Source organism: Halomonas sp. ANAO-440, from assembly GCF_019915905.1.
In the GTDB taxonomy this organism is placed as follows: Bacteria; Pseudomonadota; Gammaproteobacteria; order Pseudomonadales; family Halomonadaceae; genus Halomonas; species Halomonas chromatireducens.
Map to the genome: position 1 here is coordinate 150,888 of NZ_JAHXBV010000001.1, position 25,336 is coordinate 176,223.

A 25,336-nucleotide genomic window follows, 5' to 3' on the forward strand; every position below is an offset into this window, starting at 1 on the left:
GGTCACTGGCGACATGATACGTCTGAGGCCACATTATATCATCGCGTATGGCCTTGTGTGGGAATGCCCGGTTTGTCGTGAATTGATCAGGGTCAAGACTATGTTTTTCGTCCGGAACGAGATCGCGCGCATCGCGCAAAAAGGAGAGGAGCAGCCATGAATGTCTCGTTGATCATCGTGCTGGTGGTGCTGGGCCTGCTGGTCATCTACAGCGTCAGTATTTACAACCGGTTGGTGGCCTTGAAGAACCGCTATCAGAATGCCTTTGCACAGATCGAGGTGCAGCTGAAGCGTCGCTACGACCTCATTCCCAATCTGGTGGAGACGGCCAAGGGCTACATGGCCCATGAGCGTGAGACACTCCAGGCTGTCACAGAGGCGCGTAATACGGCCCTGGCGGGCCTAAAGCACGCCGCGGCACAACCCGGAGAGCCGGGAGCCATGGCCGAACTGGCCGGTGCCGAAGGGGCGCTGGGGGCTGCGCTTGGACGCTTCAACATGGTCATGGAGGCATACCCGGACCTCAAGGCATCCGAGAATATGCGCCAGCTCTCCGAGACGCTTACCAGCACCGAGAACCGGGTCGCCTTTGCTCGTCAGGCCTTCAATGACGCGGTCATGCAGTACAACACCTACAAGCAGAGTTTCCCTCCGATCCTGCTGGCAGGTCCGTTGGGGCATCGAGAGGATGCGGCCCTGCTCGAATTCGAGGACAGCGCCGAGATTCAGGCGGCACCCAAGGTCAGCTTCTGACGGGAGTAGGAATGGACTTTTTCGGAGCCCAGGACCAGGCGCGGCGGCTGACGGTACGGCTGGTACTCCTGCTGCTCATGGCGGTGGCCGGTATGGTGGCTGCGGCGGTGCTGATCGTGGCGGTGGCCATGGCACTGCTCGATGGCGGGCAGGCCGGTGCCGATCCCCTGGCGCGTGCGTTCGAGCCGGTGTTGCTTGGCAGTGTCGCCCTTGGGGTTGTGGCAGTGGTGACTGTCGGAAGCCTGATGCGCCACCGGCAGCTCCGGGGCGGCGGCTCTGCGGTTGCCGAAGCGTTGGGGGGACGCCTGATCAATGCGAATACCCATGACACCGACGAGCAACGACTGCTCAATGTGGTGGAGGAGATGGCCATCGCCTCTGGCATGCCCGTGCCGGCGGTCTATGTGCTGGAAGAGTCCGCCATCAACGCCTTTGCCGCGGGCCACGCGCCCCACGATGCCGCCATCGGTGTCACCCGTGGCGCTATCCAGTCACTCGATCGAGACGAGCTACAGGGTGTCATAGCCCATGAATTCAGCCATATCCTGCACGGCGACATGCGCCTCAACATGCGCCTCGTCGCGCTACTCTACGGTATTCTGGTGATTGGCCTGGTCGGCCGCATGCTGCTGCGGGGCATGGTCGGTCGGCGTGCGGTGCGCAGCTCGCGTCGCGGTAACGGCCAGGCAGTAATGCTGGGTGCGGGCATTGCTCTGATGGCAGTGGGCTACGTGGGAACGCTCTGCGGCAATCTCATCAAAGCTGCCGTCAGCCGGCAGCGCGAGTTCCTGGCGGATGCCAGCGCGGTGCAGTACACCCGCAATCCGGCAGGCCTGGCGCGGGCACTGAAGCGCCTGGCAGCCCACTCCCATGGCTCCGAGCTGCGGGCCACTCAGGCAGCCGAGTTCAGTCATCTCTATTTCGGTCGCGGCCTGCGCGGCCTGAGCGGGCTCACCGCCACCCACCCGCCGCTGACTACGCGTATCGAGCGACTAGAGCCCGATTGGGATGGAAGCCTCCCGGAGCCGCGTCCGGTCAGTGACGATCCGGCAGCCGAAAGGCGTGAGCCCGGCGATGTGCCGTCGGCTGCCGGGCTGGCGGGTCTAGCCGCCGTTGATACCCTGTCGTCTCGGCCCACGACGACGCACTCTGCCGGTACGCATGGCCTTTCGCAGCGGGTCGGGCAGCCCGGCCCGGCGGATATCCTGCGTGCACGCCAGACCTTGGATGGGCTGGACGACCGCCTGCTGGAGGCTGCCCATGAGCCCTATGCCGCCCGGGCGTTGGTCTACGGCATATTGATGGGCATTGATCCATCCAGCCGCCAGCGCCAGCGTCAGGCGCTGGTGGACCAGGCGCTACCAGAGGTGCTGGTGGAGCTGGACCGCCTGGCTCCTCCGCTGGCGGCCATGACCCCTGGCCAGCGGCTGGCGCTGATCGAACTGGCTTTACCGGTACTGCGCCAGCTAACCACGACTCAGTTCGCCGGCTTCCGGACCTGCCTTGCCCGGCTGATGGCCGAGGAGACGCACCCCGGTGCCCTGCAGTGGGCGCTGCATCGTATCGTGCTTGTGGGAATCGAAGGGCCACGTTACCGTCGACACCGTCATCGTCAGCTGGCTGCGCTGGAGGCTCCCATTGCACGTTTGCTGTCGAGCCTGGCCAAGGCGGGGGATGTGGAAGAGGCTGAGGCCAGGGAGGCTTTTCAGTCCGCTCTTCAGGCGTTGCCGATCGCGCCAGCTTACATGGACCGGCTGGCGGGTCCGGCGGAGCTGGATCAGGCAGTGGAACAGCTACTGCAGTTGCCGGACGACGAAAAGATTCTGCTGCTGGATGCCATGGCGCGCTGCGTGTTCCACGACGGTCGTATTGCGCCGCCTGAGGCTGAGATGTTGCGGGCGGTTGCCTGGTCAATGGGCTGCCCTTTGCCGGCGACAGCCGCTGATTGATACCTGGCTCTACCCGCTGAAAAGGGATCGTTTTGTCGATGCGCTGTCCAACCTATTATCACAGGGCACGTGCTCTCGACTTGCAGGTTCGTCAGGGCTTTGCTGCAATGGATCTCTTTTCCTGACGGCCTCACATTGATTGGAGATACTTGAATGGCGAAGACCCCCTGGAAGCTTGCCGCGGTAGGGCTGACCCTTGCGCTGGGCCTGGCTGGCTGTGGCGATACGGAAGACGAGGCCGGGGCACCCGAGGTCGAGGAGACGGAGATTCCCGCGGGCGAGACACTGGAAGATACCATGCCCGACGATACGGAAGCGGCGACCGAAGAGGCGCCCGTGGCAGAGGAAGAGGCCACACCGGAGGACGCTGCTCCCATAGAGCCGGGCGACGATATCGAAGCGGATGCCGAGACGTTGGGTGAATCCCCGGCTGCAACCTTGGATGAAGGGAGCGCCCTGCCGGGTGAGCCTACCAGCTCGGATATCGATGCCATCCTGGAGGACACCGAGCGTCGCTTCGAGGAGGCACAGCGGCGTATTGATGAACAGTATGAAGAGGTTGAGCGAGATTCGCCGGCACTGGAGCCGATGGAAGAGTCGACGGACTTTCGCTCGACGATCGAACCCATGCAGGACGATGATACCGGCGACTCCCCTTCGGCCATCGACGAGGAAGCGGAGCGGCGAGGCGAAACGACGCAGTCGGATATCGATGCCATGCTGGAGGAAACCGAGCGTCGCTTCGAGGAAGCGCGGCGCCAACTCGACGAACAGTTCGAAGAAGCCGAGCGGCGCGACCCGCAGAGTGAAGCGCCTCAGTTCGACATCGAGGATTGAGGGCCCGTGCTGCGTCATGCCATGAAAAAGGCCCGCCGTCAGGCGGGCCTTTCGTCTGGGGGGCCAGTCTTCAAGCAGAAGCCAGGCCAATGCGCCTGCCGAAGCAGTACCTCAGTCGGCGAGCTTGATGTTGGAGGCCTGAAGGCCCTTCTTGCCCTGGGTGACCTCGAAGGTAACCTTTTGGCCATCCTGCAGGGTCTTGAAGCCGTCAGCCTGAATCTCGGAGAAGTGGGCGAACAGGTCGTCACCACCGTCGTCCGGAGAGATGAAGCCATAGCCCTTGGTATCGTTGAACCACTTGACAGTGCCAGTTGCCATTGTCGATTTCCTTACTTACTGATTGATCGTGCAGGGCACTCGGCAGTACCGGAGGCCCGAAGTGCGTGGGCAAGGCGAGAAAAGTGCGCTTCGGGTCTATCGACAGTTCGACATACTGTTAACGACTTTCCACTTGCTGTCCGACGCAACGGATAATGCATGAGTGGCGAACCACCATGCCCGCCCAAACAACTTTAGATAGAAATAATCGAAGCGTCCAGCGAATCCCGAGCATGAAATATGCCATACCGAGTCTGTCCTTGAGCCGACCCATGCCTGCCTGCGAGGCGCTACGCACCAGATCGAAAAGCTGGTTGCAGGGAGACCGCCGGCAGCGCGTAGCCAACCGGTGCGGTTCTCTGACGACCACGGCAAAGCCGCAGCCATGCTACCCGGAACGTGTTGTCCCGATCGAGGCATTGAGTGCCAGGTGTTGGTTTGTAAGGCGATGGCGTAGAATCGCCCCGTTGCCCGATTCCGGGTAATGCATCGGCAGGGAGCGCTCGAGCCATGTTGTGGGATGCCCAGTTCTGGCCATTTGTGGTTGCCATTACTCTGCTGACTCTCAGCCCCGGGGTGGATACTTTACTGGTGATCCGCAATACGGCTCGCGGTGGCGTCCGCGATGGCGTGCTGACCAGCGTAGCGATCTGCTGCGGCCTGTTCGTGCATGCCACCATATCGGCGCTGGGGATTTCCCTGATCCTGCTGCAGTCGGCATGGGCCTTCGGCCTGCTCAAGGTGGCGGGAGCCGGTTACCTGATATGGCTGGGGGTCGCCAGTCTGCTGGCGGCACGACGTGGCCAGGGCCTGCCAATTGAAGGCGTGATGGGCGCGCGCGAGGCGCGCTCGGTGTGGCGGCCGCTTCGGGAAGGGCTGCTGTCCAACGTGCTCAATCCCAAGACCGTTGTCTTCTACATGGCATTTCTGCCCCAATTCATCGCCCCGACGGACCCTGCCCTGATCAAGTCGTTGTGGCTGGCAGGCGTGCATTTCATCATCGCCAACCTGTGGCAGATCGGTATCGTCTTGACGGTGGGCAGTGCGGGGCGCTGGCTGGGAAGCCGCCTCTTTGCGCGCGTCTTGAATGGAGCAACCGGCGCGGTACTGATCGGGTTTGGCATCAAGCTGGCGCTGGAGCGTCATCCCGTTTGAGCGATTGCAAACGCTTGGGCCCCGGTATGCAACCGGAGCCCAATAAGGGGAATGCGAGTGTCGTTCGAGTGGCGCCGGCTAGTTGCGTGCCAGCAGCGAACCGTCGTAGCGCACCGTGGTTTCCGCCGAGCTGAGCATCGAAACGCCCTCGGTGCTGCCGCCGTTGGCCAGGCTCTCGAAGATGACCCGGTAGGCGAGCACCGCCTGGACATAGTCGCGTGTCTCGCGGAAGGGAATGCTCTCCACGAAGAGGTCGAACTCCTCTGGCGAGTCGCGCAGCCAGCGATCGACCCGGCCGGGGCCGGCATTGTAGGCCGCGGCTGCCGCCAGGCGATTGCCCCGATAGCGGTCGGTCATGTCGCGAATATAGGTGCTGCCCAGGCGGATGTTGAGCTCCGGGTCGAGCACGCCGTAAGGCCCGGGGTCACTGATGCCGAGCTGGCGGCTGAGCTGGGTGGCGGTGCCGGGCATTATCTGCATCAGCCCGCGGGCGCCAGCGGGGGAGAGCGCCGTCGGATTGTAGGCACTTTCGCGTCGCGCAATGCCCATCAGCAGGTAAGGGTCAACGCCGGTATTGTTGCCCCAGCGCAGGAAGTAATCCCGATAGGCTTCCGGAAAGCGCCAGTCCAGCGCGTCCCACATTTGGCCGGTGATGGTGGTCTGGACAAGGCGAGCATGCCAGCCCCGGCGCGCGGCGTAGTCGGCGAGGGCCCGCGCCTCTCTGGGTGTTCCAATGGCCACTGCATTCAGCCACTCGCTGTTGGCCAGGCCATCCTCGCCGATGCGCAGCAGGGCTTCCGTACGCTGCACGGCTGGCCACTGGGCGACCTCCTGACGATACGCCTCGTCGAAGCCATTGCGCTCGAGGTTCAGGGAATAGGGGCGATTGAGACGGTCCGATGCGGCGAAGGCGAAGAAATTGCGTCCGTCGGCAGCGCGAGCATAGGCGACCTGGGCACGCTCCGTGTCACCCAGCTGTTCGTGGGCCCGCGCCTTCCAGTATTGCCAACGACTGTTGTCGCGGGTCTCATCGGGCATTGCCTCGATCCAGCGGAGTGCGCCGGACCAGTCCCGGCTGCTCAGGGCATGGCGCACGCGCAACTCGAGTACCCGCGCGGTACCCACACGGGGCAGAATATCGTCCACCCAGCCCCGGTTATTGTCGATGTTGCGCACCAGGGAGTAGAAGGCCAGGTCCTCCTCGATGGCATGGCGATGCTCGCCGTCGAAGGTCAGGTAAGGGGCAACCTTGCGCCATGCCTCCATGGCGGCTTCGGTATCGGCACGGGTGAAGCCATGCATGGCGGCGGCAAACAGCGCCCCGCTGCCGAGGCACTCGGGGCCGATGCAGTTGGGTACTTGGGTGATGGCAGCGTAATTCCCCTGCAGGCGGGCCTTGGCGTCGCGGGCTTCCTGCCAACGACTGCCGAGCTGGCGACCCAGGTAGCTGGCAAGGCCGCTTTCGCCCTGTTGCCAGGCCAGCATCTTGCGCTCCCAGATATCGACTTCGCTGATCTCCCCCGTTTCCCGCAGTTGGCGGAACAGGGGGTCGCAGGCTGACGATTGCGAGCTGCCCACGTGCCACAGCTTTCGCCCACCCTGCGCAGCAGCCTCGGGATCGCTGCCAAGCAGCGCCGTATAGTAATGGCATTGACGTTCGGCGCCTGCGGGCTCGCCATCGGCAACGGCGAGGACGGCACCGTAGCGACCTGCGCTGCCGTAGCGGCTGATGGCCTGGCCGCGCATCCACTCGGCCAGGGGGGCGTCCTTGTGCCGCTCGATGAACGCCAGTATCTGGCTGGGCTCGGCCTGGGGCAGTTGATCGCGCAGGCGGTGATACTCCACATAGCCGTAGAGCACATGATCATTGATGGTGCTGCTGTTGATTCTGCTCCACTGCTGGTTGCGAGCCGCCTCCAGTGCCTCACGCATGGCGCTGTCGCTCGGCTGGGCATGAGCAACGAGTGGCAGGCTGATGGCAGCCGCGGCAAGCCAGGCGGCGGCGCTGTTTAGCAGGTGGCGATGGCGCATGGTGGCGGCCTCCGGAAGGCTTGAGTCGGAACCTCTGTATCGTCGCCCATTGGAGCATATTTGAGTAGGGGGTGGGTGATGATTTCCAGGGTCTTGGTTGGCTTCGTTCAACGGTGAGATGCTTGTGCGCAAACAGCGTGAGGGCTAGGCTGAACAGGTTTCTATCAAACGCTTGTTGGGCTATCGCGAGGAGTAGGATGTGACCCAAGACATACAGCCTGGCGAGGTTGTCCGCCGTGACCCCGAGGCCTGGCGAATCGCTCTGACCCGCTTCGTCTCTATCATCCCGCATACCCAGGAATTGGGACTCGAGGTGATCAGTGTGGTTCCCCCGGAGGTGACAATGCGGCTTCCCTGGCGTGACGAGCTGCTGGGCGATACCACGCGGGGGCTGGTGCATGGTGGCGTACTCACGATGCTGCTGGATACGGTATGCGGCTCTGCGGTGCTTTGCGGCCTGCCCTCGCCGGAGGTCTGCCCGACGTTGGACCTGCGCGTCGACCATTACCGGCCGGCGTTGGCGGGTCGTCCCATCATGGCCAGTGCCCGTGTGCTCTCCGTAACAGAATCGGTGGTCTTCACCGAAGGCACGCTCTGGCAGGATTCCGAGCGGCCGGTGGCCCGCGGCATTGGCAATTTCATGCGCCTGGGGCCTCGCAACACGCCGCCGGGCTTTGGTGAGGCGTTGTTCAGCGGGGCCAATGAGGGAGCGAACGACGATGGTTGACGACTTTCACGATGCGGCCTGGCTGGAGAAAACCCGGGCCGAAGGCGATGTCGCCGCCTGGCTGGAGCGAGTGCCCTATACCCGCTTCATTGGCGTTTCGGCATCGCCCGACACCGAGGGAGACGGCATGGTTTTTCATCTTGAACCGCGCCCTCACAATATCGGCAACATCCTGCTGCCTGCCGTTCACGGCGGGGTGGTGGCTGCCTTCATGGAGACAGCCGGCACCCTCGACCTGATGCTCGCGACGCGGACACCCCGGTTGCCGCGTATCGTCGACTTCTCCATTGATTATCTACGCGCGGCCCGCGTGATACCGACCCATGCTCGCTGCAGCCTTTTGCGGGAGGGACGGCGCATGGCCAATGTCCAGGTCAAGGCCTGGCAGGAGCGTGAAGATGAACCTGTGGCCACGGCGCGTCTGCACTTCGTCTTGAGCACCACAGAACACCCCGACGCTTGAAATTCCCGCCTCGGACCCCATATCGCTGAACAGTTCTACACGCGCGACGCCATGGCGGCGTCGCCGCTGGTTCAAGCCATGAGGTAACCGATCCATGTCCACTACCGCTCACGAGGAAACGCTCGGCTTCCAGACCGAGGTCAAGCAGCTGCTGCACCTGATGATTCACTCCCTCTATTCCAACCGGGAGATATTTCTACGCGAGCTGATTTCCAACGCTGCCGATGCCTGCGACAAACTGCGCTATGCGGCGCTGGACAACGATGCGCTGTATGAAGGCGACAGCGAACTGCGTATCGAGATCACGCATGACGAGAAGGCCGGCACGGTAACGGTACGCGACAACGGCATCGGCATGAGTCGTGACGAGGTGATTCAGAACCTGGGTACCATCGCGCGTAGCGGCACCGCCGAGTTCCTCAAGCAGCTCTCCGGCGAGCAGCAGAAGGATGCCAGGCTGATCGGCCAGTTCGGCGTGGGCTTCTACTCCAGCTTTATCGTCGCCGATGAGGTGACAGTGCGAACCCGCAAGGCCGGCACTGACAAGGCGGAGGGCGTCGAGTGGCGCTCCAGGGGAGAAGGCGAGTTTACCGTTGCAGATATCGAGAACGAGCGCCACGGTACCGAAATCGTGCTTCACCTCAAGCCGGATGCCAAGGAGTTTGCCGACGACTTCCGCCTCAAGGGGCTGGTGCGCAAGTACTCCGATCATATCGAGGTCCCGGTACGCATGCCCAGGATCGAGGTCGCCAAGGATGACGACGGCAATGAGATAGAGGGAAGCGAAGTTACCACCTGGGAAACCGTCAACGAGGCCACCGCACTCTGGTCCCGGCCCAAGGGCGAGATCTCCGATGACGAGTACAAGGCGTTCTACAAGCATGTGGCCCATGACTTCAGCGATCCGCTGACCTGGAGCCACAACAAGGTCGAGGGCAAGCTCGAGTACACCAGTCTGCTCTTCGTGCCGGGGCGTGCTCCCTTCGACCTCTACGAGCGGGATGGCTCCCGGGGCGTGAAGCTCTATGTGCAGCGCGTCTTCATCATGGACGATGCCGAGCAGTTCCTGCCGCTCTACCTGCGTTTCATCAAGGGGGTGCTCGATACCCGCGAACTCTCTCTCAACGTTTCCCGTGAGCTGCTTCAGCAGGATCCCAAGGTCGAGAAGATCAAGAGCGCGCTGACCAAGCGGGCGCTCGACATGCTCAAGAGGCTGGCCAAGGACAAGGAAAGCTACCAGACCTTCTGGAATACCTTCGGCACCGTGCTTAAGGAAGGGCCGGCCGAGGACTACGCCAACCGTGAAAAGATCGCAGGGCTGCTACGGTTCTCCTCAACGCATACCGATAGTGCCACCCAGGACCAGTCACTGGCCGACTACGTCGAGCGCATGAAGGAAGGGCAGGCAAAGATTTACTACATCGTGGCCGACAGCTTCAATGCGGCCAAGTCGAGCCCGCACCTGGAGATCTTCCGCAAGAAGGGCATCGAGGTGCTACTGCTCTCCGATCGGATCGACGAGTGGCTGATGAGCCACCTCACCGACTTCGACGGTAAGACCCTGGTCGACGTGGCCAAGGGTGATCTCGATCTTGGCGAGATCGAGGGTGAAGAGGAGAAGAAGGCCCAGGAAGAGACCGCCAAGGCCAAGGAGGCGCTGGTCAAGCGTGTCAAGGAGGCCTTGGGGGATGAGGTCCAGGAGGTCAAGGTGACCCATCGACTGATCGATTCGCCGGCCTGTGTGGTGCTGCCCGAGCATGAGATGGGCTTTCAGATGCGTCGCATCATGGAGGCGGCCGGGCAGAAGGTGCCTGAGGTCAAGCCGATACTCGAGCTCAACCCGGAACATGCGCTGGTCGACCGGCTCGAATCGGCTGAGGGCGAACGTTTCGCTGACCTGGCGCGAATCCTGCTGGATCAGGCGATCATCGCCGAGGGCGGTCATCTCGATGATCCGGCGGCCTACGTCAAGCGCCTCAATGCGCTGCTGACAGCCTGATTCCGCAAGGGCAACACCCCATCGATGGTCCACGTCACAGGCCGCCTTCGGGCGGCCTGTGCGTGTTTGTGATCACGGCCAGGCCGGCCCTTTACGTCAACGTCACATCCTGTTTTTTCCATTATTTCAGCCGGATAGTGCTACATTCAGTTGCTGTCGATCGACATCATTGCGGTTGTGCATTGCGGCATGGTCAGGTATGAATAGTCAGTTTGACCTATTCGAAACTTCGATAACCATAAGGGAGATCCAACGTGAAGATTGGTGCACCCAAGGAGCTCGCCCAGGGGGAGGCACGCGTCGCGCTGACCCCTGACAGTGCGCAGCTCATACACAAGCTTGGACACGAATGCCTGATCGAATCAGGAGCCGGCATCGCTGCCGGTTTCGATGACGAGGCCTATCGCTCCGCCGGTGTGGCAGTGGTGGAGAGCGCCGAGGCGCTCTGGCGCGAGGCCGAGGTGGTCATCAAGGTGCGCGAACCCAGCGACGCGGAAGCCGACCTGCTGCGGGAAGGCCAGACGCTGATCGCCTTCTTCTGGCCGGCCCAGAACGAGGCGCTGCTGGAGCGCTGCAAGGCCAGGGGCGCCACCGTGGTCGCCATGGACATGGTCCCGCGAATCTCTCGGGCCCAGAAGATGGATGCCCTGTCGTCCATGGCCAATATTGCTGGCTATCGGGCGGTGATCGAGGCGGGCAACAATTTCGGCCGCTTTTTCACCGGCCAGGTCACTGCCGCCGGGAAAGTGCCACCGGCCAAGGTGCTGGTCATCGGCGCTGGTGTGGCGGGTCTCGCCGCCATTGGTACTGCAACGAGCCTCGGTGCGGTGGTTCGCTCCTTCGACGTGCGCCCCGAGGTTGCCGAGCAGATCGAATCGATGGGCGCCGAGTTCCTGTTTCTCGACTTCGAGGATTCCCAGGATGGCTCCGGCACCGGCGGCTATGCCGCACCGTCAAGCCCCGAGTTCCGCGAGAAGCAGCTGGCGCTGTTCCGTGAGCAGGCGCCAGAGGTCGATATCGTCATCACCACGGCGTTGATTCCCGGCAAGCCAGCGCCCAAGCTGTGGCTCGAGGACATGGTCAAGGCCATGAAGCCGGGGTCGGTCATTGTCGACCTGGCTGCCGAGAAGGGCGGCAACTGCGACCTCACCAAGCCCAACGAGAAGGTGGTCAGCGACAATGGCGTGACCATCGTCGGCTTTACCGACTTCCCTTCGCGCATGGCGACCCAGTCATCGTTGCTTTACTCGACCAACATCCGTCACATGCTCACCGACCTGACGCCTGAAAAGGATGGTGCCATCGTCCATGACATGGAAGATGACGTGATCCGAGGGGCGACGGTCACTCATCAGGGTGAGGTTACCTTCCCGCCGCCGCCCCCCAAGGTCAAGGCGATTGCCGCCGCCAAGCCCAAGCCCAAGGAGAAGGTGCCGACACCGGAGGAGAAGAAGGCCGCAGAACTCGCCACCTTCAAGGTGCAGACCAAGCGACAGGTGACGTTGCTTGGCGTCGGGGGGGCATTGATGCTGCTGCTTGGCCAGATTGCCCCGGCCTCGTTCATGCAACACTTCATCGTTTTCGTGCTGGCCTGCTTCGTCGGTTTCCAGGTGATCTGGAATGTCAGCCATTCGCTGCATACGCCGCTGATGGCGGTGACCAATGCCATTTCCGGGATCATCATTCTCGGGGCGGTCCTGCAGATCGGATCGGGCAACTGGGTGGTGGTATTGCTTGCGGCGATTTCGGTACTGATCGCGACCATCAATATCGTGGGTGGCTTCCTGGTGACACGCCGGATGCTGGCCATGTTCCAGAAGTCCTGAGCGGCGGAGTAACGACATGTTGGGTCAAGGTTTTGTTTCTGCCGCAGCCATTGCGGCAAGCGTTCTCTTCGTGCTCTCCCTGGGTGGACTGAGCAATCAGGAAAAAGCCAAGCGTGCCGTCTGGTACGGCATCGTCGGCATGGCGGTGGCGGTGCTTTTCACCGCTTTCGGTCCGGGCATCGGCAACTACTGGCTGATGATCCCGATGATCGCGATCGGCTCGGTGATTGGTTGGAAAGTGGCCACGCGGGTGGCCATGACCGAAATGCCCCAGCTGGTGGCGGCGCTGCACAGCTTCGTCGGCCTGGCGGCGGTGTTCGTCGCCTGGAACGCCGATCTCGAGCGGCGTCGGGTACTGGCGGCACAGGCACTCGGTGCCGGCTACCAGGAGTTTTCGGCCTTTGCCGCCCTGGTGGCGACCAAGGCATCGGATGAACTCACCTTCCTGCAGCTCGAGGTGGTGTTCGCCATCTTCATCGGTGCGGTGACATTCACCGGTTCGGTGGTGGCCTTCGGCAAGCTGGCCGGCAAGGTGGACGGCAAGCCACATAAGCTGCCCGGCGGCCATATGCTCAATGCGGGAGCGGCCGCATTCAGTCTGCTGTTGGCGATTCTCTACCTCAACGGTGCCGGCTTCTGGACCCTGCTGATTCTCGCGGCGCTGGCCTTCTTCATCGGCTGGCACCTGATCATGGGTATCGGCGGTGCCGATATGCCGGTGGTGGTGTCGATGCTCAACAGCTACTCGGGCTGGGCGGCGGCAGCGATCGGCTTCACCCTCTCCAACGATCTGCTGATCGTCACGGGGGCGCTGGTGGGTTCCTCCGGGGCCATTCTCTCCTACATCATGTGCAAGGCGATGAACCGCAACTTCGTCAGCGTCATTCTCGGTGGCTTCGGTGGTGGCACCCAGGGGCCGGCTGCCGAGATCGAGGGCGAGCAGGTGGCCATCGATGCCGCGGGCGTGGCCAGTTCACTGAATAACGCCGACAGCGTGGTTATCGTGCCTGGCTACGGCATGGCCGTGGCCCAGGCCCAGAACGCGGTGAGCGAGCTGGTGCGCAAGCTGCGCTCGGCAGGCAAGGAGGTGCGCTTCGCCATACACCCGGTGGCCGGGCGTCTGCCAGGGCACATGAACGTACTGCTGGCCGAGGCCAGGGTGCCCTACGATATCGTGCTGGAAATGGACGAGATCAACGATGATTTCCCCAAGACCGACGTCACGATCGTCATCGGCTCCAACGATATCGTCAACCCTGCCGCCCAGGACGACCCCAACAGCCCCATCGCCGGCATGCCGGTGCTTGAGGTCTGGAAGTCCTCGGTCGTCTTCGTCTGCAAGCGTGGCCAGGGCACGGGCTATTCGGGCATCGAGAACCCGCTCTTCTACAAGGAGAACACGCGGATGTTCTATGGCGATGCGCGAGAGAGCATCGATTCGCTGCTCTCCTTGATCGACTGAGGCGATATCGCCCGGGCCGGTATCGCCGGCCCGGTGCTATGCTAGGCATCAGGCGCCCCCGAAGGGGGCGCTTTTCGTTACACTCTTCTCTCTACCCGACTTTTTCAGGGGTGAACATGTCCGATGATCCCATGCGGGTGGCGGTGCTGGGCGGGGGCAGTTTCGGTACTGCACTTGCCAGCATTGCTGCCGACAACGGGGCAGAAGTGTGTCAGTGGCTACGCGACATCGATCTGGTGGAACAGATCAACCGTGAACACCGAAACGGCCGCTACCTGCCCGACTTTGCCATCAACCCGGCGGTCAAGGCATCGAGTGATATGCAGGCAGTGCTCGAGCGGGCGGAACTGGTGCTGGTGGCGATTCCCTCCAAGGCCTTTCGTGACGTCGTGCGGCAGGCACGCCCCTGGCTTCGCTCCGACCAGATCCTGGTGAGTACGACCAAGGGTATTCAGGAGGAGGGCTTCAAGCTGATGAGCCAGATCCTTCAGGAGGAGACGGGCTTTACCCATATCGGGGTGATCTCGGGCCCCAACCTGGCCACCGAAATCGCCCAGAAACAGCTCACCGCCACGGTAGTCGCCAGCGACGACCCGCTGACTCGTACTCGGGTGCAGCAGGCGCTGAGCTGTGACTACTTCAGGGTCTATGCCAGTAACGACCGCTACGGCGTTGAGCTGGGCGGGGCGTTAAAGAACATCTATGCGATCGCCGCCGGTATGGCCGCCGCGCTGGGCATGGGCGAGAACACACGCAGCATGCTCATGACCCGGGCGCTGGCCGAGATGGGGCGTTTTGCGGTGGACCAGGGGGCCAATCCCATGACGTTCCTCGGCCTTGCCGGCGTGGGTGACCTGATCGTCACCTGCTCGTCGGACCTGTCGCGCAACTACCGAGTCGGCTATGCGCTGGGCCAGGGAAAATCCCTCGATGAGGCGGTGGCGGCTCTGGGTCAGGTAGCCGAGGGGGTCAACACGGTGCGCCTGGTGCGCGACAAGGCTCGCGAGGCCGGTGTCTACATGCCCCTGGCCGAAGGGCTCTACCAAGTGCTGTTCCAGGGCGTGCCGGCGCGCGAAATGGCGCGCATGCTGATGCGGGGGGAGCAGAGCAGCGATGTGGAATTTCTGCTCTCACGGGAAGATGTGCAGCGGGCCCACCGGCGGGTCGAGGCCGCCGACGACCAGCCGGACGCCAGCAGGCATGGGAGCGGGCAATGAGTAAGCGCCTGCTGATCATGCGCCATGGAGAGGCCGGCCCGGGCAGCGTCGATGCCGAGCGCACGCTCACCGTTCGCGGCCATGCTGAAGCTGCGCGCATGGCCGACTGGCTGCAGTATCAGGAGCTGGCCCAGGCGCGAATACTCGCCAGCCCGTATCGGCGAGCGCAACAGACGGCGGAGCATGTGGCGGCCAGCCTGGGATGTGAGATTCAGACCCTGGGTATCGTCACGCCGGACGATCCCCCCGAGGCGGTGATTGACTGGCTGCTGGAGCAGACCGGCAGAGGGCCGTTCGTGCTGGTCAGCCATATGCCGCTGGTGGGTGCCGTGACAGGGCTTCTGGTCGAGGGGCGAAGTGACCGCGGGCTGGGCTTTCCCACGGCGGCCGTGGCCGAGCTCGAAGCCGAGGTGTGGGCGACAGGCTGTGCCAGGCTGCGGCGCTTCATGGCGCCGAACGACGTGGCTTGGCCGGACCAGCGCACCTGACCATGGGAGTGAGTGCTAGCCAGAACAACCCGACTTAAATCAGCCCGGCGAGGCGCAGGCCGAAGACACCCAGGGTGATGGTAACGCTTGCCATCAGCGTGGTGAGGGCAATGATGTTGGCGGTAAGCACCGCATTGCCGCCCATCGCCTTGGCCATTACAAAGGCAGCCGCTGCCGTGGGGCTGGCGAAAAACAGGAAGAGCACACCGAGTTCGCGCCCTTCGAAGCCGACCAGCCAGGCGGCACTGGTGGCCAGTATCGGTATCGTGATCATCTTCATCAGGCTGGCGCCGGTGGCTAGGCGCCCCGATGCCCGGATCGAGCCCAGGGAGAGGGTGGCGCCGATACAGATCAGCGCCAGGGGCAGGGTCAACGAGGCAAAATACTCCCCTGAGGTCATCAGCCAGCCGGGCAGGCGTAGCTCCATTGCGGCAACCGGCACTGCTGCAACCACGGCCAGGATCAGCGGATTGTGTGCAATATGCGAAATGATGCTGCGCCAGTTGGTCCGTTGATTGGGTTGATAGGCGGCCAGGGCAATCACCGAAAAGGCGTTGTAGGTGAGAATCACCACCCCAAGCAGCAGGCCGCCGGCAGAGAGGCCATAGTCACCGTACATGCCCGCGGCGAGCGCTAGCCCGACGATGCCACAGTTGCCGCGGAAGGCGCCCTGAACATAGACGCCACGGTCTGGGTGAGGCACCCGCAGGATCGCCCAGCCCCAACTGAACAGGAAGCTGCCCAGGGTGGCCAGGGCGAAGAAGCCGAGCAGCAGGGGGTTCAGCGTGGCGTCCAGGTCGGCCTTGATGATGCTGAGAAAGATCAGCATCGGCATGGTCCCCTTGAAGACCAGTAGCGAAGCGGTATTGATGAAGGGCTGATCGATCCAGCCGGCACGCTTCAGGCCCAGACCGATGAAGACCATGACGAAGACCGGCAGCGTGACTTCCAGGGTGCCGAAGAAGACGTCGATCAGTTCCATTCAGCGAGCCAGCCACAGGCCGACCGTCACGGCGGCGATTACGGTGATCCAGAAAATTCGGTTACGGATCCGGGTATCACGCGGGGGGCGCGGCGCTGGCATGACGAGACTCCGATAGCGTCTTGGGTGTCGGGGAGTAGATGGGTTCGACTTGGCGAAATAGGGTAAACCCGTTAGCCTGCTATCGCCATAGACTTTACGTCTTGCTTGACACTGGATTACACCATGACCGCTTCCCCCGCTAGCCAACGACCGCGATTGATCTTCGCCCATGCCAACGGCTTTCCCGGCATGAGCTACCGCAGCCTGCTCGCACCGCTACACGAGCGCTTCGACGTTCATCCGGTCGATCGCCTGGGTCATCATCCCGACTACCCGGTCGGCCACAACTGGCTGGCACTGCGCGATGAGCTGCTCGATCATCTCACCCATAGTCAGGAGCCCGCCATTGGCGTGGGGCATTCCATGGGCGGCGTGCTGATGGCCATGGCCGCCGAGCGCGCCCCCGAGCGCTTCCGCTGTGTCGTCATGCTTGATCCACCGCTGATGCTGGGACTGGACGCCTGGGGGATGAAGGTGGCCAAGCGTTTCGGCTTCGTCGACCGAGTCACGCCGGCGGGCAAGTCCAGGGGGCGGCGATCGGCGTGGCCCGACCGTGAGGCCATGGCCAATCACCTGCGTCGTCGTGGCCTGTTCCGGCGCTTCACGCCCGATGCACTGCATGACTATGTTGAGGGAGGCACCCGGCTGCGCGATGATGGAACGGCAGAGCTGGTCTATGATCCAGCCATCGAGACCGAGATATTCCGCCAGCTTCCGGACCACTTGACCCGCCTTCCACGGCGCCTGCAAGTGCCTTTTGGGCTGCTCGCCGGTAGCGATTCCGACCTGATCACCCCGGCGCGACGACGTCGGCTTGAACGGCACCGGATCAAGCTGGCTCTGGTACCGGGTACGCACATGTTTCCCATGGAGCACCCCGAGGAGACGCGACAGGCATTGCTGGCAATGCTGGATGACTTGCTGGAGAACTCGGCATGAGCGATCCAAGAGACATTAGCCTGGCCGGTGGGCGGCTCGCGGGATTGTGCTGGGGTCCAGAGGAGGTGCCGACCTGGTTGGCACTCCACGGCTGGCTGGATAACGCGGCGAGCTTCTCGCGGCTGGCGCCCCTTCTGGTACGCCAACTAGGGATCCGCATCGTTGCCATCGACTTCAGCGGACACGGTCATTCGCAACATGTCGCCGGCGACTATGCGCTGTGGGACTACTGCCACGACCTGCTGGATGCCGCCGATGAGCTTGGCTTGGAGCAAACCACCCTGCTGGCTCACTCCATGGGAGCAGGGGTGTCCTGCCTGGTCGCGGCGGCACTGCCTGAACGTATCAGTCGACTGGTGTTGATCGATGGCCTGGGAGCGCTCACCACTCCAGCCGGCGATGCTGCACAACAGCTGCGCAAAGGGCTGCGCGCCAGTCGTCGTTCCCTATCGGCCCCACCACGCTACCCTGATGTCGAGACTGCCGTTGCGGCACGGGTAGCGGGTGGAGTTACGCCCATCGATGCCGAAACGGCCGCCCCGGTGGTGGCGCGCAACCTGAATGACGAAGGCGACGGTCATGTGCGGTTGCGCACCGACGGTCGCCTGCTCTGGCCCTCGCCGGTGCGCCTGACGCCGGAACAGGTCCTGGCCCTGCTCGGGTCCATCCAGGCGCCGGTGCTGTTGATCGAAGGCGAGAGTGGCATACTCGGCGGGCGGGAGTCGGCTGCCGCCGCACGATCGGCGGTTCCGACATTGACCAGGCGGGTATTGCCCGGGGGACACCATCTGCACCTGGAGCCCGGTGCGGTAGCGACAGTAGTGGGAGCCATCCTCGAATGGCAGGCAATGGAAGCGGGCGCGTAACAGGGAGCGACATCAGGAGTGGTGCAATATGAGTGGTTCAATGGCAGCGAAGACCGGTAAGCGTGTCGCCTTGACCCTTGGCAGCGGAGGCGCACGGGGCTATGCCCATATCGGCGTGATCGATGTGCTGGAGGCCCGTGGCTACGAAGTCGTGGCAATCTCCGGCTGCTCCATGGGCGCGGTCATCGGCGGTGTCTATGCGGCGGGAGAGCTCGATGCCTATCGCGAATGGGTCTGCCAGCTCGACTATTTCGATGTGCTCAAGCTGGTGGATGTCACCTGGAGCCCCATGGGAGCCATGCGGGCCAGCAAGGTGATGAGCAAGCTGCAGGGCCTGATGGGCGACATCCAGATCGAGGACCTGCCGATTCCCTTCACCGCGGTGGCCACCGATCTGGCACGTCAGCGTGAGGTGTGGTTCCAGTCGGGCTCTCTGCTGCGTGCCATGCGCGCCTCCATCGCCATCCCGGGGGTGATCACCCCGGTGCATATCGGTGCCCAGACACTGGTAGATGGCGGCCTGCTCAACCCTTTGCCGATCATCCCGACCGTATCGGCCCATGCCGACCTCATTCTGGCGGTGAATGTCACTGCCCATAGCCCGCAGCCGGTGACTCTGGAGGACCTGCTGCCGTCAGAGCGGGGCGTCGACGAAGAGGTATCAGAGAATGACTCGTCGCTGAGCGGCTGGATGGATGTGCGCGGCGCGACCCGCCGTTTTCTGGATGGGCTGGGCAACGGCGGGGAGGACGACGAGAGTGAAGCCGGGGCGGGGAAGGCCTCCACTGGTCGTCGCGCCTGGGGGCGGCTGGACATGATCCTGGCCTCCTTCGACATCACCCAGGCGGCATTGGCGAAATACAAGGTGGCAGGTTATCCCCCGGATATCCTCATCGAAGTCCCCAAGACGGTCTGTGGCGCCTTCGAGTTCCATCGTGCCGACGCCCTGATAAGGCTCGGGCGGCACCTCACCCTGCAGGCGCTGGACCAATACGAAGGTCGATCCCATGGGGGAAGCCCAGGAATGGTCGTTCAGCCGCCCCAGATGCCGGCGGAACGTGAGTCGGGAGGCGGCGTGTGAGTCTGCTAGGCATCCTGGCCACGGCGGCGTAGCAGGACATAGACCGCGCCGGTGCCCCCATCGGCATCCAGGGCCGAGCAGAAGGCGAGTACCGCCGGCCATTCGCGCAACCAGGCGTTCACATGGCTCTTTATCACGGGGTAGTTGGCGGTGCTGCCCCACGCCTTGCCATGCACGATCAGCACGCAGCGCATGCGACTGGCGGCAGCGTCACGCAGAAACCCCTCCAGTTCGCAGCGTGCCTCGTCCAGCGTAAGGCCGTGCAGGTCGAGCCCCGCCTCCCAGGCAATGCGCCCCCGCTTTAGCTGGGTGCGAGTGCGGTGGGGCAGGTCTGACAGGGCAAAATCGAGCGGCTCCGATGGGCGCACGGGCTCCACGCGGCCATCGCTGGTTCGGCTGGCAGTGTCGCTGTTCCCCGCGGCAACCGCCGCGGCGCGCCGCTCGGCCGCCGACGGATCCTTGCGACGTGGTCGCCCGGGATCGGCACGGTCGCTGACAATACGCCTCACGCCGGCTTCATGCAGTGCCTGGCGAAAGGCGCTGACATCGTCTTCATCCGGTGGGCGTCGGCGTCGGCTCATGTGCTACTCGTGGGAAGGGTTCGGGGCGCACAGTATAGCGGCCTGAGCGCGACTGTGAACCGTTGGCCACCGCGGGTACAATCGACCCCTGTCAGCAACCGATCCCACAGGAACCCACGTGGCCGAATCCTCTTCCGTTTCCCGTTCGACGCTCACCCTGGATGATGCGGCCCTGTCCGCCGACCTCGTCACGCTACGCGACTACCTGCGCTGGAGTGTCAGCGAGTTTCATCTGGCCGGCCTGTTCCACGGGCACGGCACCGATTCGCCCTGGGACGAGGGGGTCGCCTTGGTGCTGGGTTCGCTGCACCTGCCCTGGAACGTCGACCCGGCGGTGCTGGATGCGCGGCTGCTGCCCATGGAGCGCCTGCGTATCGTGGCCCTGGTACGCGAACGCATCACCACCCGGCGCCCGCTGCCGTATCTTCTGGGCGAAGCCTTCTTCGCCGGCTTTCCCTTCCACGTGGACGAAAGAGTGTTGATCCCCCGTTCGCCGATTGCCGAGCTCATCGAATCGGGGTTCGAGGCGTGGTTTCCGGATCAACCGCCGACCCGGGTGCTCGACCTCTGTACCGGGTCGGGCTGCATCGGTATCGCCACGGCGCTGCACCTGCCCACCTGCGACGTCGACCTGGCCGATATCAGCCCGGAAGCGCTGGGGGTGGCCAAGCAGAACATCCAGCGTCATGAGGTGGGTGCCAGGGTGCGGGCCGTGCTGTCGGATGTATTCGACGGCCTCGGCGGCCAGCGCTACGACCTGATTGTCTCCAACCCTCCCTACGTGGATGCCCGTGACCTGGCCACCATGCCCTCCGAGTTTCGCCATGAGCCGAGCCTGGCGCTGGAGGCGGGACATGACGGGCTCGATATCGTCCGGCGTATCCTGCGCCAGGCCCGTGAGCATCTCACCGAGGACGGTGTACTGATCGTCGAAGTGGGCAATTCGGACCGCCACCTGGAGGCCGCCTTTCCCGAGGTGCCTTTCCTGTGGCTCGACTTCGAGCGTGGCGGCCAGGGCGTCTTCGCTCTCTCTGCCGCGGAACTCGACGCCCATGCGGCGTCCTTCGCCTGATCGCTGACAGCGATCATCCATAGAATCACTCAGGAGGCACGCCCATGTCCGGCAACACATTCGGCAAGCTGTTCACCGTCACTACCTTCGGCGAGAGCCATGGGCCGGCCCTTGGCGCCATCGTCGACGGGTGCCCGCCGGGCCTGCCGTTGACCGAGGCCGACCTGCAGCAGGACCTGGACCGTCGGCGCCCCGGCACGTCACGTCACACCACACAGCGCCGCGAGCCCGACCAGGTGAAGATCCTCTCCGGCGTGTTCGAGGGGGTGACCACCGGCACCTCCATCGGGCTATTGATCGAGAACACCGATCAGCGTTCCAAGGACTACTCGAACATCAAGGATCAGTTCCGCCCCGCCCACGCCGACTATAGCTACCATCACAAGTACGGTATTCGTGACTACCGGGGCGGTGGCCGCTCCAGTGCCCGGGAAACCGCCATGCGGGTGGCGGCTGGGGGTATTGCCAAGAAGTACCTGGCCACTCAGGGCATTGAAGTGCGCGGCTACATGAGCCAGCTCGGCCCCATCGAGATCGCCTTCAAGAGCTGGGAGGCGGTACATGACAACCCCTTCTTTTGTCCCGACCCGGACAGGGTGGCCGAGCTCGAGGCCTTCATGGATGAGCTGCGTCGAGCCCAGGATTCGGTGGGTGCGAAGATCACCGTGGTGGCCGATGGCCTGCCTCCGGGGCTTGGTGAGCCTGTCTTCGACCGGCTTGATGCCGAGCTGGCGCATGGCTTGATGAGCATCAATGCCGTCAAGGGTGTGGAGATCGGCGACGGCTTCGCCGCCGTGGCGCAGCGGGGCAGTGAGCACCGCGACGAAATGACGCCGGAGGGGTTTCTCTCCAATCACGCCGGCGGCGTGCTCGGCGGCATCTCCTCGGGACAGCAGTTGGTCGCGCATCTGGCGCTTAAGCCGACCTCGAGCATCACCACGCCGGGGCGCTCCATCGACTTGCATGGCCAGGCGGTCGAAGTGATCACCAAGGGACGCCACGACCCCTGCGTGGGCATTCGTGCCACGCCGATCGCCGAAGCCATGATGGCGCTGACCTTGATGGACCACCTGCTGCGTCACCGGGCGCAGAATACCGACGTGCGCGTCACCACGCCGGTGCTGCGCTGAATCGGATTCCGGGCTAGGCCCGCTGGGCCTGGCTGGCTGCTACACTCAATAGACCACTTGAGCCGAGTACCGCCATGAAGATCAACGTCGAGTTCGACCTGACCCCTGACGAGTTCCGCCGTTCCCTGGGCCTGCCCGATGTCGAGGCTTTCCAGCAGGATTTGCTGAACCGGATTCACAAGCAGATGGAGGCTGGGGTCGAAGGCTACGACCCCATGAGCCTTATGCAGCCTTTTCTGCAGCAGCAGGGGCTATCTCAGGGACTTTCTCAGGGCATGACCCAGGGGTTGTCTCAAGGGCTTGCCAGCTTTGGCACCTACCAGCAAATGATGCTGGACATGCTGCGCAAGGCCGGCAGCGGCAAGGCGGATCAAGCAGAGCCCGAAGAGGAAAGAGCCGGAGCAAGAAAGGAAAAGGCAGCGGCCAAGGGCGAGCAGAAGCCAGAGCCGGCCGAGGCTAAGAAGAGCAGCAAGCGGGCAGGTACGGCGAGTGCTCGCTCGAGGTCGCAGCGCAGTGAGTGAGCCGGCCAGGACAATGGCTTCCAAGTGTGAAATCGGGCAATTGTGCGACCTTGGATTGAGCAACATTAAGTTGCAACCAAGGGCGTGGCAGACTACGCTTTGTGCAGTGCAGCATTCATGCCGTGCAGCTTGACTGATGGTTGATTGCGCTGCGCCCGCATGTCTTCAGGTCCACAGGAGGTTACCACCATGCAGGACAAGATGATCGACAATTTCAATCAGCAGACGCGCCGCTTCTTCGAGCCCATGCGCAAGCTGAACTCGCTGATGCTCGGCAATATGGAAAAGATGACCGAGTATCAGTTGGAGGCCATGAAACGCTACAGTCAGCTGGGTACCGAGCGCATGCGCAGTGCCTCGGAAATCAGTGATGCGGAGGATCTCCAGCAGTTCGGCGCTCAGCAGGCCGAAATGATGAGCGAACTCTCCAAGCAAATGATGGAGGATGCCCAGGCTCTGAACGAGATGAGCCAGGAATTCCGCTCCGAGCTGGAGAAGCTGCTTAGCGAGGCCGGCCAGCAGCTGGCCGACCAGGCGCGCGAGAGCGGCGAGAGTGCCAAGCCGGCAGGCTCGGGCAAGGCGGATGCCCCGGCCAAGGCAACCAGCCAGTCTTCGCGCAAAAGCTGAAAATATCCCTGTGTCGCCTGGAGTCCCGGGCGACGCTGCCGCCTCCACAGCGTCCTCCTGCAGGATGTTGTGGAGGCGGCTCGTTGAAGTTACGCCGTGAGTCGATGATCAGGAGTGGGCAATGCTGTCAGGGTCGGAAGGTCCATCTCAAGCCGAGTGGGAAGAGTGGAATACGCAGCTGCAGGAAATGGGGCAGCAGTATCAGGCATTGATGCAGGACCTGCTTGCACGAATGGCGCCCGATGCGGCGGCCGACACCATTCATAGCGATATGCGGGAAGCCTTCAAGGCCGGCGCCGAGTCACTGATGCGTGACCCGATGTTGCTGTGGCAAACACAGGCGCGTCTGGTTCAGGATCAATGGCAGCTGTGGGAGAACAGCATGCGTTCCGTCCATGGCGAGCCGGTTGAGCCCCTGATAACACCCCCGCGGGGTGATCGGCGCTTCAACGACGAGGCCTGGAGCAATGACCCCTTCTACCAGGCGATCATGCAGCAGTACCTGCTGTTCTCGCGCATGGTCGAAGAGCTGATTGAGCGCCTCGAGGGGCTGCCCGAGCAACAGAAGCGCAATCTGGCTTTCTATGCGCGCCAACTGGTCAACGCCATGGCGCCGACCAACTTCATCTCTACCAACCCCGAAGTCATGCGGCGCACCATGGAGACACGCGGCCAGAACCTGGTAGATGGTCTGACCCGACTGAGGCATGACCTGGCCAATTCCGCCGATGGTCTGAATGTGAGCATGACCGATCGCAGCGCCTTCGAGGTGGGTGATAACATCGCCGTGACACCGGGCCATGTGGTTTACGAGAACGAACTGATTCAGTTGATTCAGTACACGCCGACCACCGAGACGGTCTTCAAGACGCCGCTACTGGTCGTGCCGCCCTGGATCAACAAGTACTATATTCTCGACCTCCGTCAGGACAACTCCATGGTCAAGTGGCTGGTGGATCAGGGACACACCGTGTTCCTGATTTCCTGGCGCAACCCGGGGCCCGAGCAGGGGGATCTGACCTGGGCCGACTATATGCAGATGGGGCCGGTCGCCGCCATGGAGGCCATCGAGCAGGCCTGTGGCGAAAAATCGGTCAACCTTCTCAGCTACTGTGTCGGTGGAACCCTGGCGGCATCGACGGTAGCCTATCTCACCAGTACCCGCCGCGGTCGCAAGGTCAAGTCAGTGACCTACATGGCCACGCTGCAGGATTTCCGCGACCCGGGCGAGATCGGCGTGCTCCTGAGTGAGCCGATCCTGGCCGGTATCGAGGCTCGGCTCGAGAATGATGGCTATCTCGATGGCCGCTCCATGGCATATACCTTCAACCTGTTGCGCGAGAACGATCTCTTCTGGTCGTTCTATATCAGCAACTACCTGAAGGGCGAGAACCCCGCACCATTCGACCTGCTCTACTGGAATACCGACGGAACCAACCTGCCGGCGGCAACTCACGGCTGGTATCTGCGTAACATGTACCTGGAAAATCGGTTGGTGCAGCCCGGTGGCATCGAGTTGGATGGGGTCAAGATCGACCTGCGCAAGGTTTCCACGCCGAGCTATTTTATCTCGACCCGCGACGACCATATCGCCAAGTGGAACAGCACCTACTACGGGGCGCTGCTGCCCAAGGGGCCGACCACGTTCGTGCTGGGTGGTTCCGGCCATATCGCCGGTATCGTCAACCCGCCGCACAAGAACAAGTACGGCTACTGGACCAATAGCGAGCTACCCGATAGCCATGAGGAGTGGCTGGCCGGCGCCGAACCTCAGGAAGGTTCCTGGTGGCCGCACTGGCAGCAGTGGATGACCGAGGGTGGCTACGCCGATCTGCAGAAGATGGTGCCGGCACGCCAACCGGGCGAGGGCGAACTGCCACTGCTCGAGGAAGCGCCGGGGCGCTACGTGCGCATGACCATTCCCGAGGTGCTGGGGGAAGTGCCGCCGAAGGAGTAATCGGCAGGCATCGACAAGTGGAAATTAACGTGGCCTGCCTTTGAGCGGGCCACGTTTTTTTTGGATGACGATTTAGCGTCGGTCCGGATGAAGCCACCTCCGGCAGGGTGGTGATTGCCTGCCATGGCAGGAAAAATCAGCTGTTGGAGCGCTGCTCCGCATCGCGACTGGCGCCGGGAGGCGCCTTGGCGGAGGCTGCAAGGGCAGTGGCTATCGCCAGCGTTGGCAACACCGCCGGGAGTCCTTCGGCCTC

The 25,336-nt window shown here is 63.1% G+C and carries 23 protein-coding genes; 19 read left to right on the forward strand and 4 right to left on the reverse strand.

Features of this window, described 5'->3' with window-relative positions; translation table 11 throughout:
- The first annotated feature begins 156 nt into the window (after window positions 1-156).
- The 3 genes from KZO25_RS00670 to KZO25_RS00680 all read left to right on the forward strand — a co-directional run bounded on the left by KZO25_RS00670 (window position 157) and on the right by KZO25_RS00680 (window position 3,539).
- Complete coding sequence (locus KZO25_RS00670; RefSeq protein WP_066445470.1) at window positions 157-753, forward strand: LemA family protein; 597 nt, start codon at window positions 157-159, stop codon at window positions 751-753.
- Between the two features lie 11 nt (window positions 754-764).
- Window positions 765-2,702 (forward strand): M48 family metallopeptidase, encoded by a 1,938-nt coding sequence (locus KZO25_RS00675; RefSeq protein ID WP_223135500.1) that lies wholly within the window; start codon window positions 765-767, stop codon window positions 2,700-2,702.
- 153 nt (window positions 2,703-2,855) lie between these two features.
- The gene (locus KZO25_RS00680; protein WP_223135501.1) at window positions 2,856-3,539 is read left to right on the forward strand and encodes a hypothetical protein; all 684 of its coding nucleotides are present in this window, start codon (window positions 2,856-2,858) and stop codon (window positions 3,537-3,539) included.
- 111 nt (window positions 3,540-3,650) lie between these two features.
- Here KZO25_RS00680 and KZO25_RS00685 read toward each other — a convergent pair whose 3' ends face one another.
- Window positions 3,651-3,857, reverse strand: a complete 207-nt coding sequence (locus tag KZO25_RS00685; protein ID WP_043515357.1) for a cold-shock protein — start codon at window positions 3,855-3,857, stop codon at window positions 3,651-3,653.
- 510 nt (window positions 3,858-4,367) lie between these two features.
- On the opposite strand from KZO25_RS00685, the gene KZO25_RS00690 reads away from it, so the two are divergent.
- Window positions 4,368-5,012, forward strand: coding sequence for a LysE family translocator (locus KZO25_RS00690; RefSeq protein WP_223135502.1), 645 nt, complete (start codon window positions 4,368-4,370; stop codon window positions 5,010-5,012).
- Window positions 5,013-5,090: 78 nt separating this feature from the next.
- Here the strand turns inward: KZO25_RS00690 and KZO25_RS00695 are convergent, their stop codons facing one another.
- Window positions 5,091-7,043 (reverse strand): transglycosylase SLT domain-containing protein, encoded by a 1,953-nt coding sequence (locus KZO25_RS00695; RefSeq protein WP_223135503.1) that lies wholly within the window; start codon window positions 7,041-7,043, stop codon window positions 5,091-5,093.
- Between the two features lie 199 nt (window positions 7,044-7,242).
- On the opposite strand from KZO25_RS00695, the gene KZO25_RS00700 reads away from it, so the two are divergent.
- The 7 genes from KZO25_RS00700 to sixA all read left to right on the forward strand — a co-directional run bounded on the left by KZO25_RS00700 (window position 7,243) and on the right by sixA (window position 15,225).
- Window positions 7,243-7,770, forward strand: coding sequence for a PaaI family thioesterase (locus KZO25_RS00700; RefSeq protein ID WP_223135504.1), 528 nt, complete (start codon window positions 7,243-7,245; stop codon window positions 7,768-7,770).
- Entirely contained in the window at window positions 7,763-8,233 is a 471-nt protein-coding gene (locus KZO25_RS00705) for a PaaI family thioesterase (protein ID WP_066445484.1), read from the forward strand. The genes KZO25_RS00700 and KZO25_RS00705 overlap by 8 nt, the downstream gene beginning before the upstream one ends.
- A gap of 94 nt (window positions 8,234-8,327) precedes the next feature.
- Entirely contained in the window at window positions 8,328-10,232 is a 1,905-nt protein-coding gene (gene htpG / locus KZO25_RS00710) for a molecular chaperone HtpG (RefSeq protein ID WP_223135505.1), read from the forward strand.
- Between the two features lie 254 nt (window positions 10,233-10,486).
- A complete protein-coding gene (locus KZO25_RS00715; RefSeq protein ID WP_223135506.1) occupies window positions 10,487-12,058 on the forward strand; it encodes a Re/Si-specific NAD(P)(+) transhydrogenase subunit alpha in 1,572 nt (523 codons plus the stop codon).
- A 16-nt stretch (window positions 12,059-12,074) separates the two neighbouring features.
- Window positions 12,075-13,520, forward strand: coding sequence for an NAD(P)(+) transhydrogenase (Re/Si-specific) subunit beta (locus KZO25_RS00720; protein WP_066445493.1), 1,446 nt, complete (start codon window positions 12,075-12,077; stop codon window positions 13,518-13,520).
- A gap of 116 nt (window positions 13,521-13,636) precedes the next feature.
- Entirely contained in the window at window positions 13,637-14,737 is a 1,101-nt protein-coding gene (locus KZO25_RS00725; protein WP_223135507.1) for an NAD(P)H-dependent glycerol-3-phosphate dehydrogenase, read from the forward strand.
- The gene (gene sixA, locus KZO25_RS00730) at window positions 14,734-15,225 is read left to right on the forward strand and encodes a phosphohistidine phosphatase SixA (RefSeq protein ID WP_223135508.1); all 492 of its coding nucleotides are present in this window, start codon (window positions 14,734-14,736) and stop codon (window positions 15,223-15,225) included. Before KZO25_RS00725 ends, sixA begins: the two co-directional genes overlap by 4 nt.
- A gap of 34 nt (window positions 15,226-15,259) precedes the next feature.
- On the opposite strand, the gene KZO25_RS00735 is transcribed toward sixA, so the two are convergent.
- Window positions 15,260-16,207, reverse strand: a complete 948-nt coding sequence (locus KZO25_RS00735) for an AEC family transporter (RefSeq protein ID WP_223135509.1) — start codon at window positions 16,205-16,207, stop codon at window positions 15,260-15,262.
- Window positions 16,208-16,432: 225 nt separating this feature from the next.
- Here KZO25_RS00735 and KZO25_RS00740 point away from each other — a divergent pair, with 225 nt between their 5' ends.
- Genes KZO25_RS00740 through KZO25_RS00750 form a run of 3 tightly spaced genes read left to right on the forward strand, consistent with a single transcriptional unit; the run spans window position 16,433 to window position 19,195 of the window.
- Window positions 16,433-17,248 carry an alpha/beta fold hydrolase gene (locus KZO25_RS00740; RefSeq protein ID WP_223135510.1) on the forward strand — a complete coding sequence of 272 codons (816 nt, stop codon included), beginning with the start codon at window positions 16,433-16,435 and terminating at the stop codon, window positions 17,246-17,248.
- Complete coding sequence (locus KZO25_RS00745; RefSeq protein WP_223135511.1) at window positions 17,245-18,114, forward strand: alpha/beta fold hydrolase; 870 nt, start codon at window positions 17,245-17,247, stop codon at window positions 18,112-18,114. Before KZO25_RS00740 ends, KZO25_RS00745 begins: the two co-directional genes overlap by 4 nt.
- Window positions 18,115-18,142: 28 nt before the next feature.
- Window positions 18,143-19,195, forward strand: a complete 1,053-nt coding sequence (locus KZO25_RS00750) for a patatin-like phospholipase family protein (RefSeq protein WP_223135512.1) — start codon at window positions 18,143-18,145, stop codon at window positions 19,193-19,195.
- Between the two features lie 5 nt (window positions 19,196-19,200).
- On the opposite strand, the gene KZO25_RS00755 is transcribed toward KZO25_RS00750, so the two are convergent.
- Entirely contained in the window at window positions 19,201-19,776 is a 576-nt protein-coding gene (locus KZO25_RS00755; RefSeq protein ID WP_223135513.1) for a Smr/MutS family protein, read from the reverse strand.
- A gap of 118 nt (window positions 19,777-19,894) precedes the next feature.
- Between KZO25_RS00755 and prmB the strand changes: the two genes are divergently transcribed.
- The 5 genes from prmB (at window position 19,895) to phaC (ending at window position 25,083) form a co-directional block, all read left to right on the forward strand.
- On the forward strand, window positions 19,895-20,848 hold the full coding sequence (gene prmB, locus KZO25_RS00760) for a 50S ribosomal protein L3 N(5)-glutamine methyltransferase (RefSeq protein ID WP_223135514.1): 954 nt from the start codon (window positions 19,895-19,897) through the stop codon (window positions 20,846-20,848).
- Window positions 20,849-20,892: 44 nt separating this feature from the next.
- A complete protein-coding gene (gene aroC, locus KZO25_RS00765) occupies window positions 20,893-21,978 on the forward strand; it encodes a chorismate synthase (protein ID WP_223135515.1) in 1,086 nt (361 codons plus the stop codon).
- Between the two features lie 74 nt (window positions 21,979-22,052).
- Complete coding sequence (locus KZO25_RS00770; RefSeq protein ID WP_223135516.1) at window positions 22,053-22,499, forward strand: DUF6489 family protein; 447 nt, start codon at window positions 22,053-22,055, stop codon at window positions 22,497-22,499.
- Window positions 22,500-22,688: 189 nt separating this feature from the next.
- Window positions 22,689-23,126, forward strand: coding sequence for a phasin family protein (locus KZO25_RS00775; protein ID WP_043517541.1), 438 nt, complete (start codon window positions 22,689-22,691; stop codon window positions 23,124-23,126).
- Between the two features lie 121 nt (window positions 23,127-23,247).
- A complete protein-coding gene (phaC, locus tag KZO25_RS00780) occupies window positions 23,248-25,083 on the forward strand; it encodes a class I poly(R)-hydroxyalkanoic acid synthase (RefSeq protein ID WP_223135517.1) in 1,836 nt (611 codons plus the stop codon).
- Window positions 25,084-25,336 lie beyond the last annotated feature (253 nt).

Coding starts and splice junctions, on each gene's coding strand:
- KZO25_RS00695 (WP_223135503.1), bottom strand. CDS start 7,043: ATGCGCCATCGCCACCTGCTAAACAGCGCCGCCGCCTGGCTTGCCGCG.
- KZO25_RS00690 (WP_223135502.1), top strand. CDS start 4,368: ATGTTGTGGGATGCCCAGTTCTGGCCATTTGTGGTTGCCATTACTCTG.
- KZO25_RS00685 (WP_043515357.1), bottom strand. CDS start 3,857: ATGGCAACTGGCACTGTCAAGTGGTTCAACGATACCAAGGGCTATGGC.
- KZO25_RS00675 (WP_223135500.1), top strand. CDS start 765: ATGGACTTTTTCGGAGCCCAGGACCAGGCGCGGCGGCTGACGGTACGG.
- KZO25_RS00705 (WP_066445484.1), top strand. CDS start 7,763: ATGGTTGACGACTTTCACGATGCGGCCTGGCTGGAGAAAACCCGGGCC.
- KZO25_RS00680 (WP_223135501.1), top strand. CDS start 2,856: ATGGCGAAGACCCCCTGGAAGCTTGCCGCGGTAGGGCTGACCCTTGCG.
- KZO25_RS00750 (WP_223135512.1), top strand. CDS start 18,143: ATGAGTGGTTCAATGGCAGCGAAGACCGGTAAGCGTGTCGCCTTGACC.
- aroC (WP_223135515.1), top strand. CDS start 20,893: ATGTCCGGCAACACATTCGGCAAGCTGTTCACCGTCACTACCTTCGGC.
- KZO25_RS00755 (WP_223135513.1), bottom strand. CDS start 19,776: ATGAGCCGACGCCGACGCCCACCGGATGAAGACGATGTCAGCGCCTTT.
- htpG (WP_223135505.1), top strand. CDS start 8,328: ATGTCCACTACCGCTCACGAGGAAACGCTCGGCTTCCAGACCGAGGTC.
- phaC (WP_223135517.1), top strand. CDS start 23,248: ATGCTGTCAGGGTCGGAAGGTCCATCTCAAGCCGAGTGGGAAGAGTGG.
- KZO25_RS00720 (WP_066445493.1), top strand. CDS start 12,075: ATGTTGGGTCAAGGTTTTGTTTCTGCCGCAGCCATTGCGGCAAGCGTT.
- sixA (WP_223135508.1), top strand. CDS start 14,734: ATGAGTAAGCGCCTGCTGATCATGCGCCATGGAGAGGCCGGCCCGGGC.
- KZO25_RS00745 (WP_223135511.1), top strand. CDS start 17,245: ATGAGCGATCCAAGAGACATTAGCCTGGCCGGTGGGCGGCTCGCGGGA.
- KZO25_RS00775 (WP_043517541.1), top strand. CDS start 22,689: ATGCAGGACAAGATGATCGACAATTTCAATCAGCAGACGCGCCGCTTC.
- KZO25_RS00725 (WP_223135507.1), top strand. CDS start 13,637: ATGTCCGATGATCCCATGCGGGTGGCGGTGCTGGGCGGGGGCAGTTTC.
- KZO25_RS00670 (WP_066445470.1), top strand. CDS start 157: ATGAATGTCTCGTTGATCATCGTGCTGGTGGTGCTGGGCCTGCTGGTC.
- KZO25_RS00735 (WP_223135509.1), bottom strand. CDS start 16,207: ATGGAACTGATCGACGTCTTCTTCGGCACCCTGGAAGTCACGCTGCCG.
- KZO25_RS00770 (WP_223135516.1), top strand. CDS start 22,053: ATGAAGATCAACGTCGAGTTCGACCTGACCCCTGACGAGTTCCGCCGT.
- KZO25_RS00740 (WP_223135510.1), top strand. CDS start 16,433: ATGACCGCTTCCCCCGCTAGCCAACGACCGCGATTGATCTTCGCCCAT.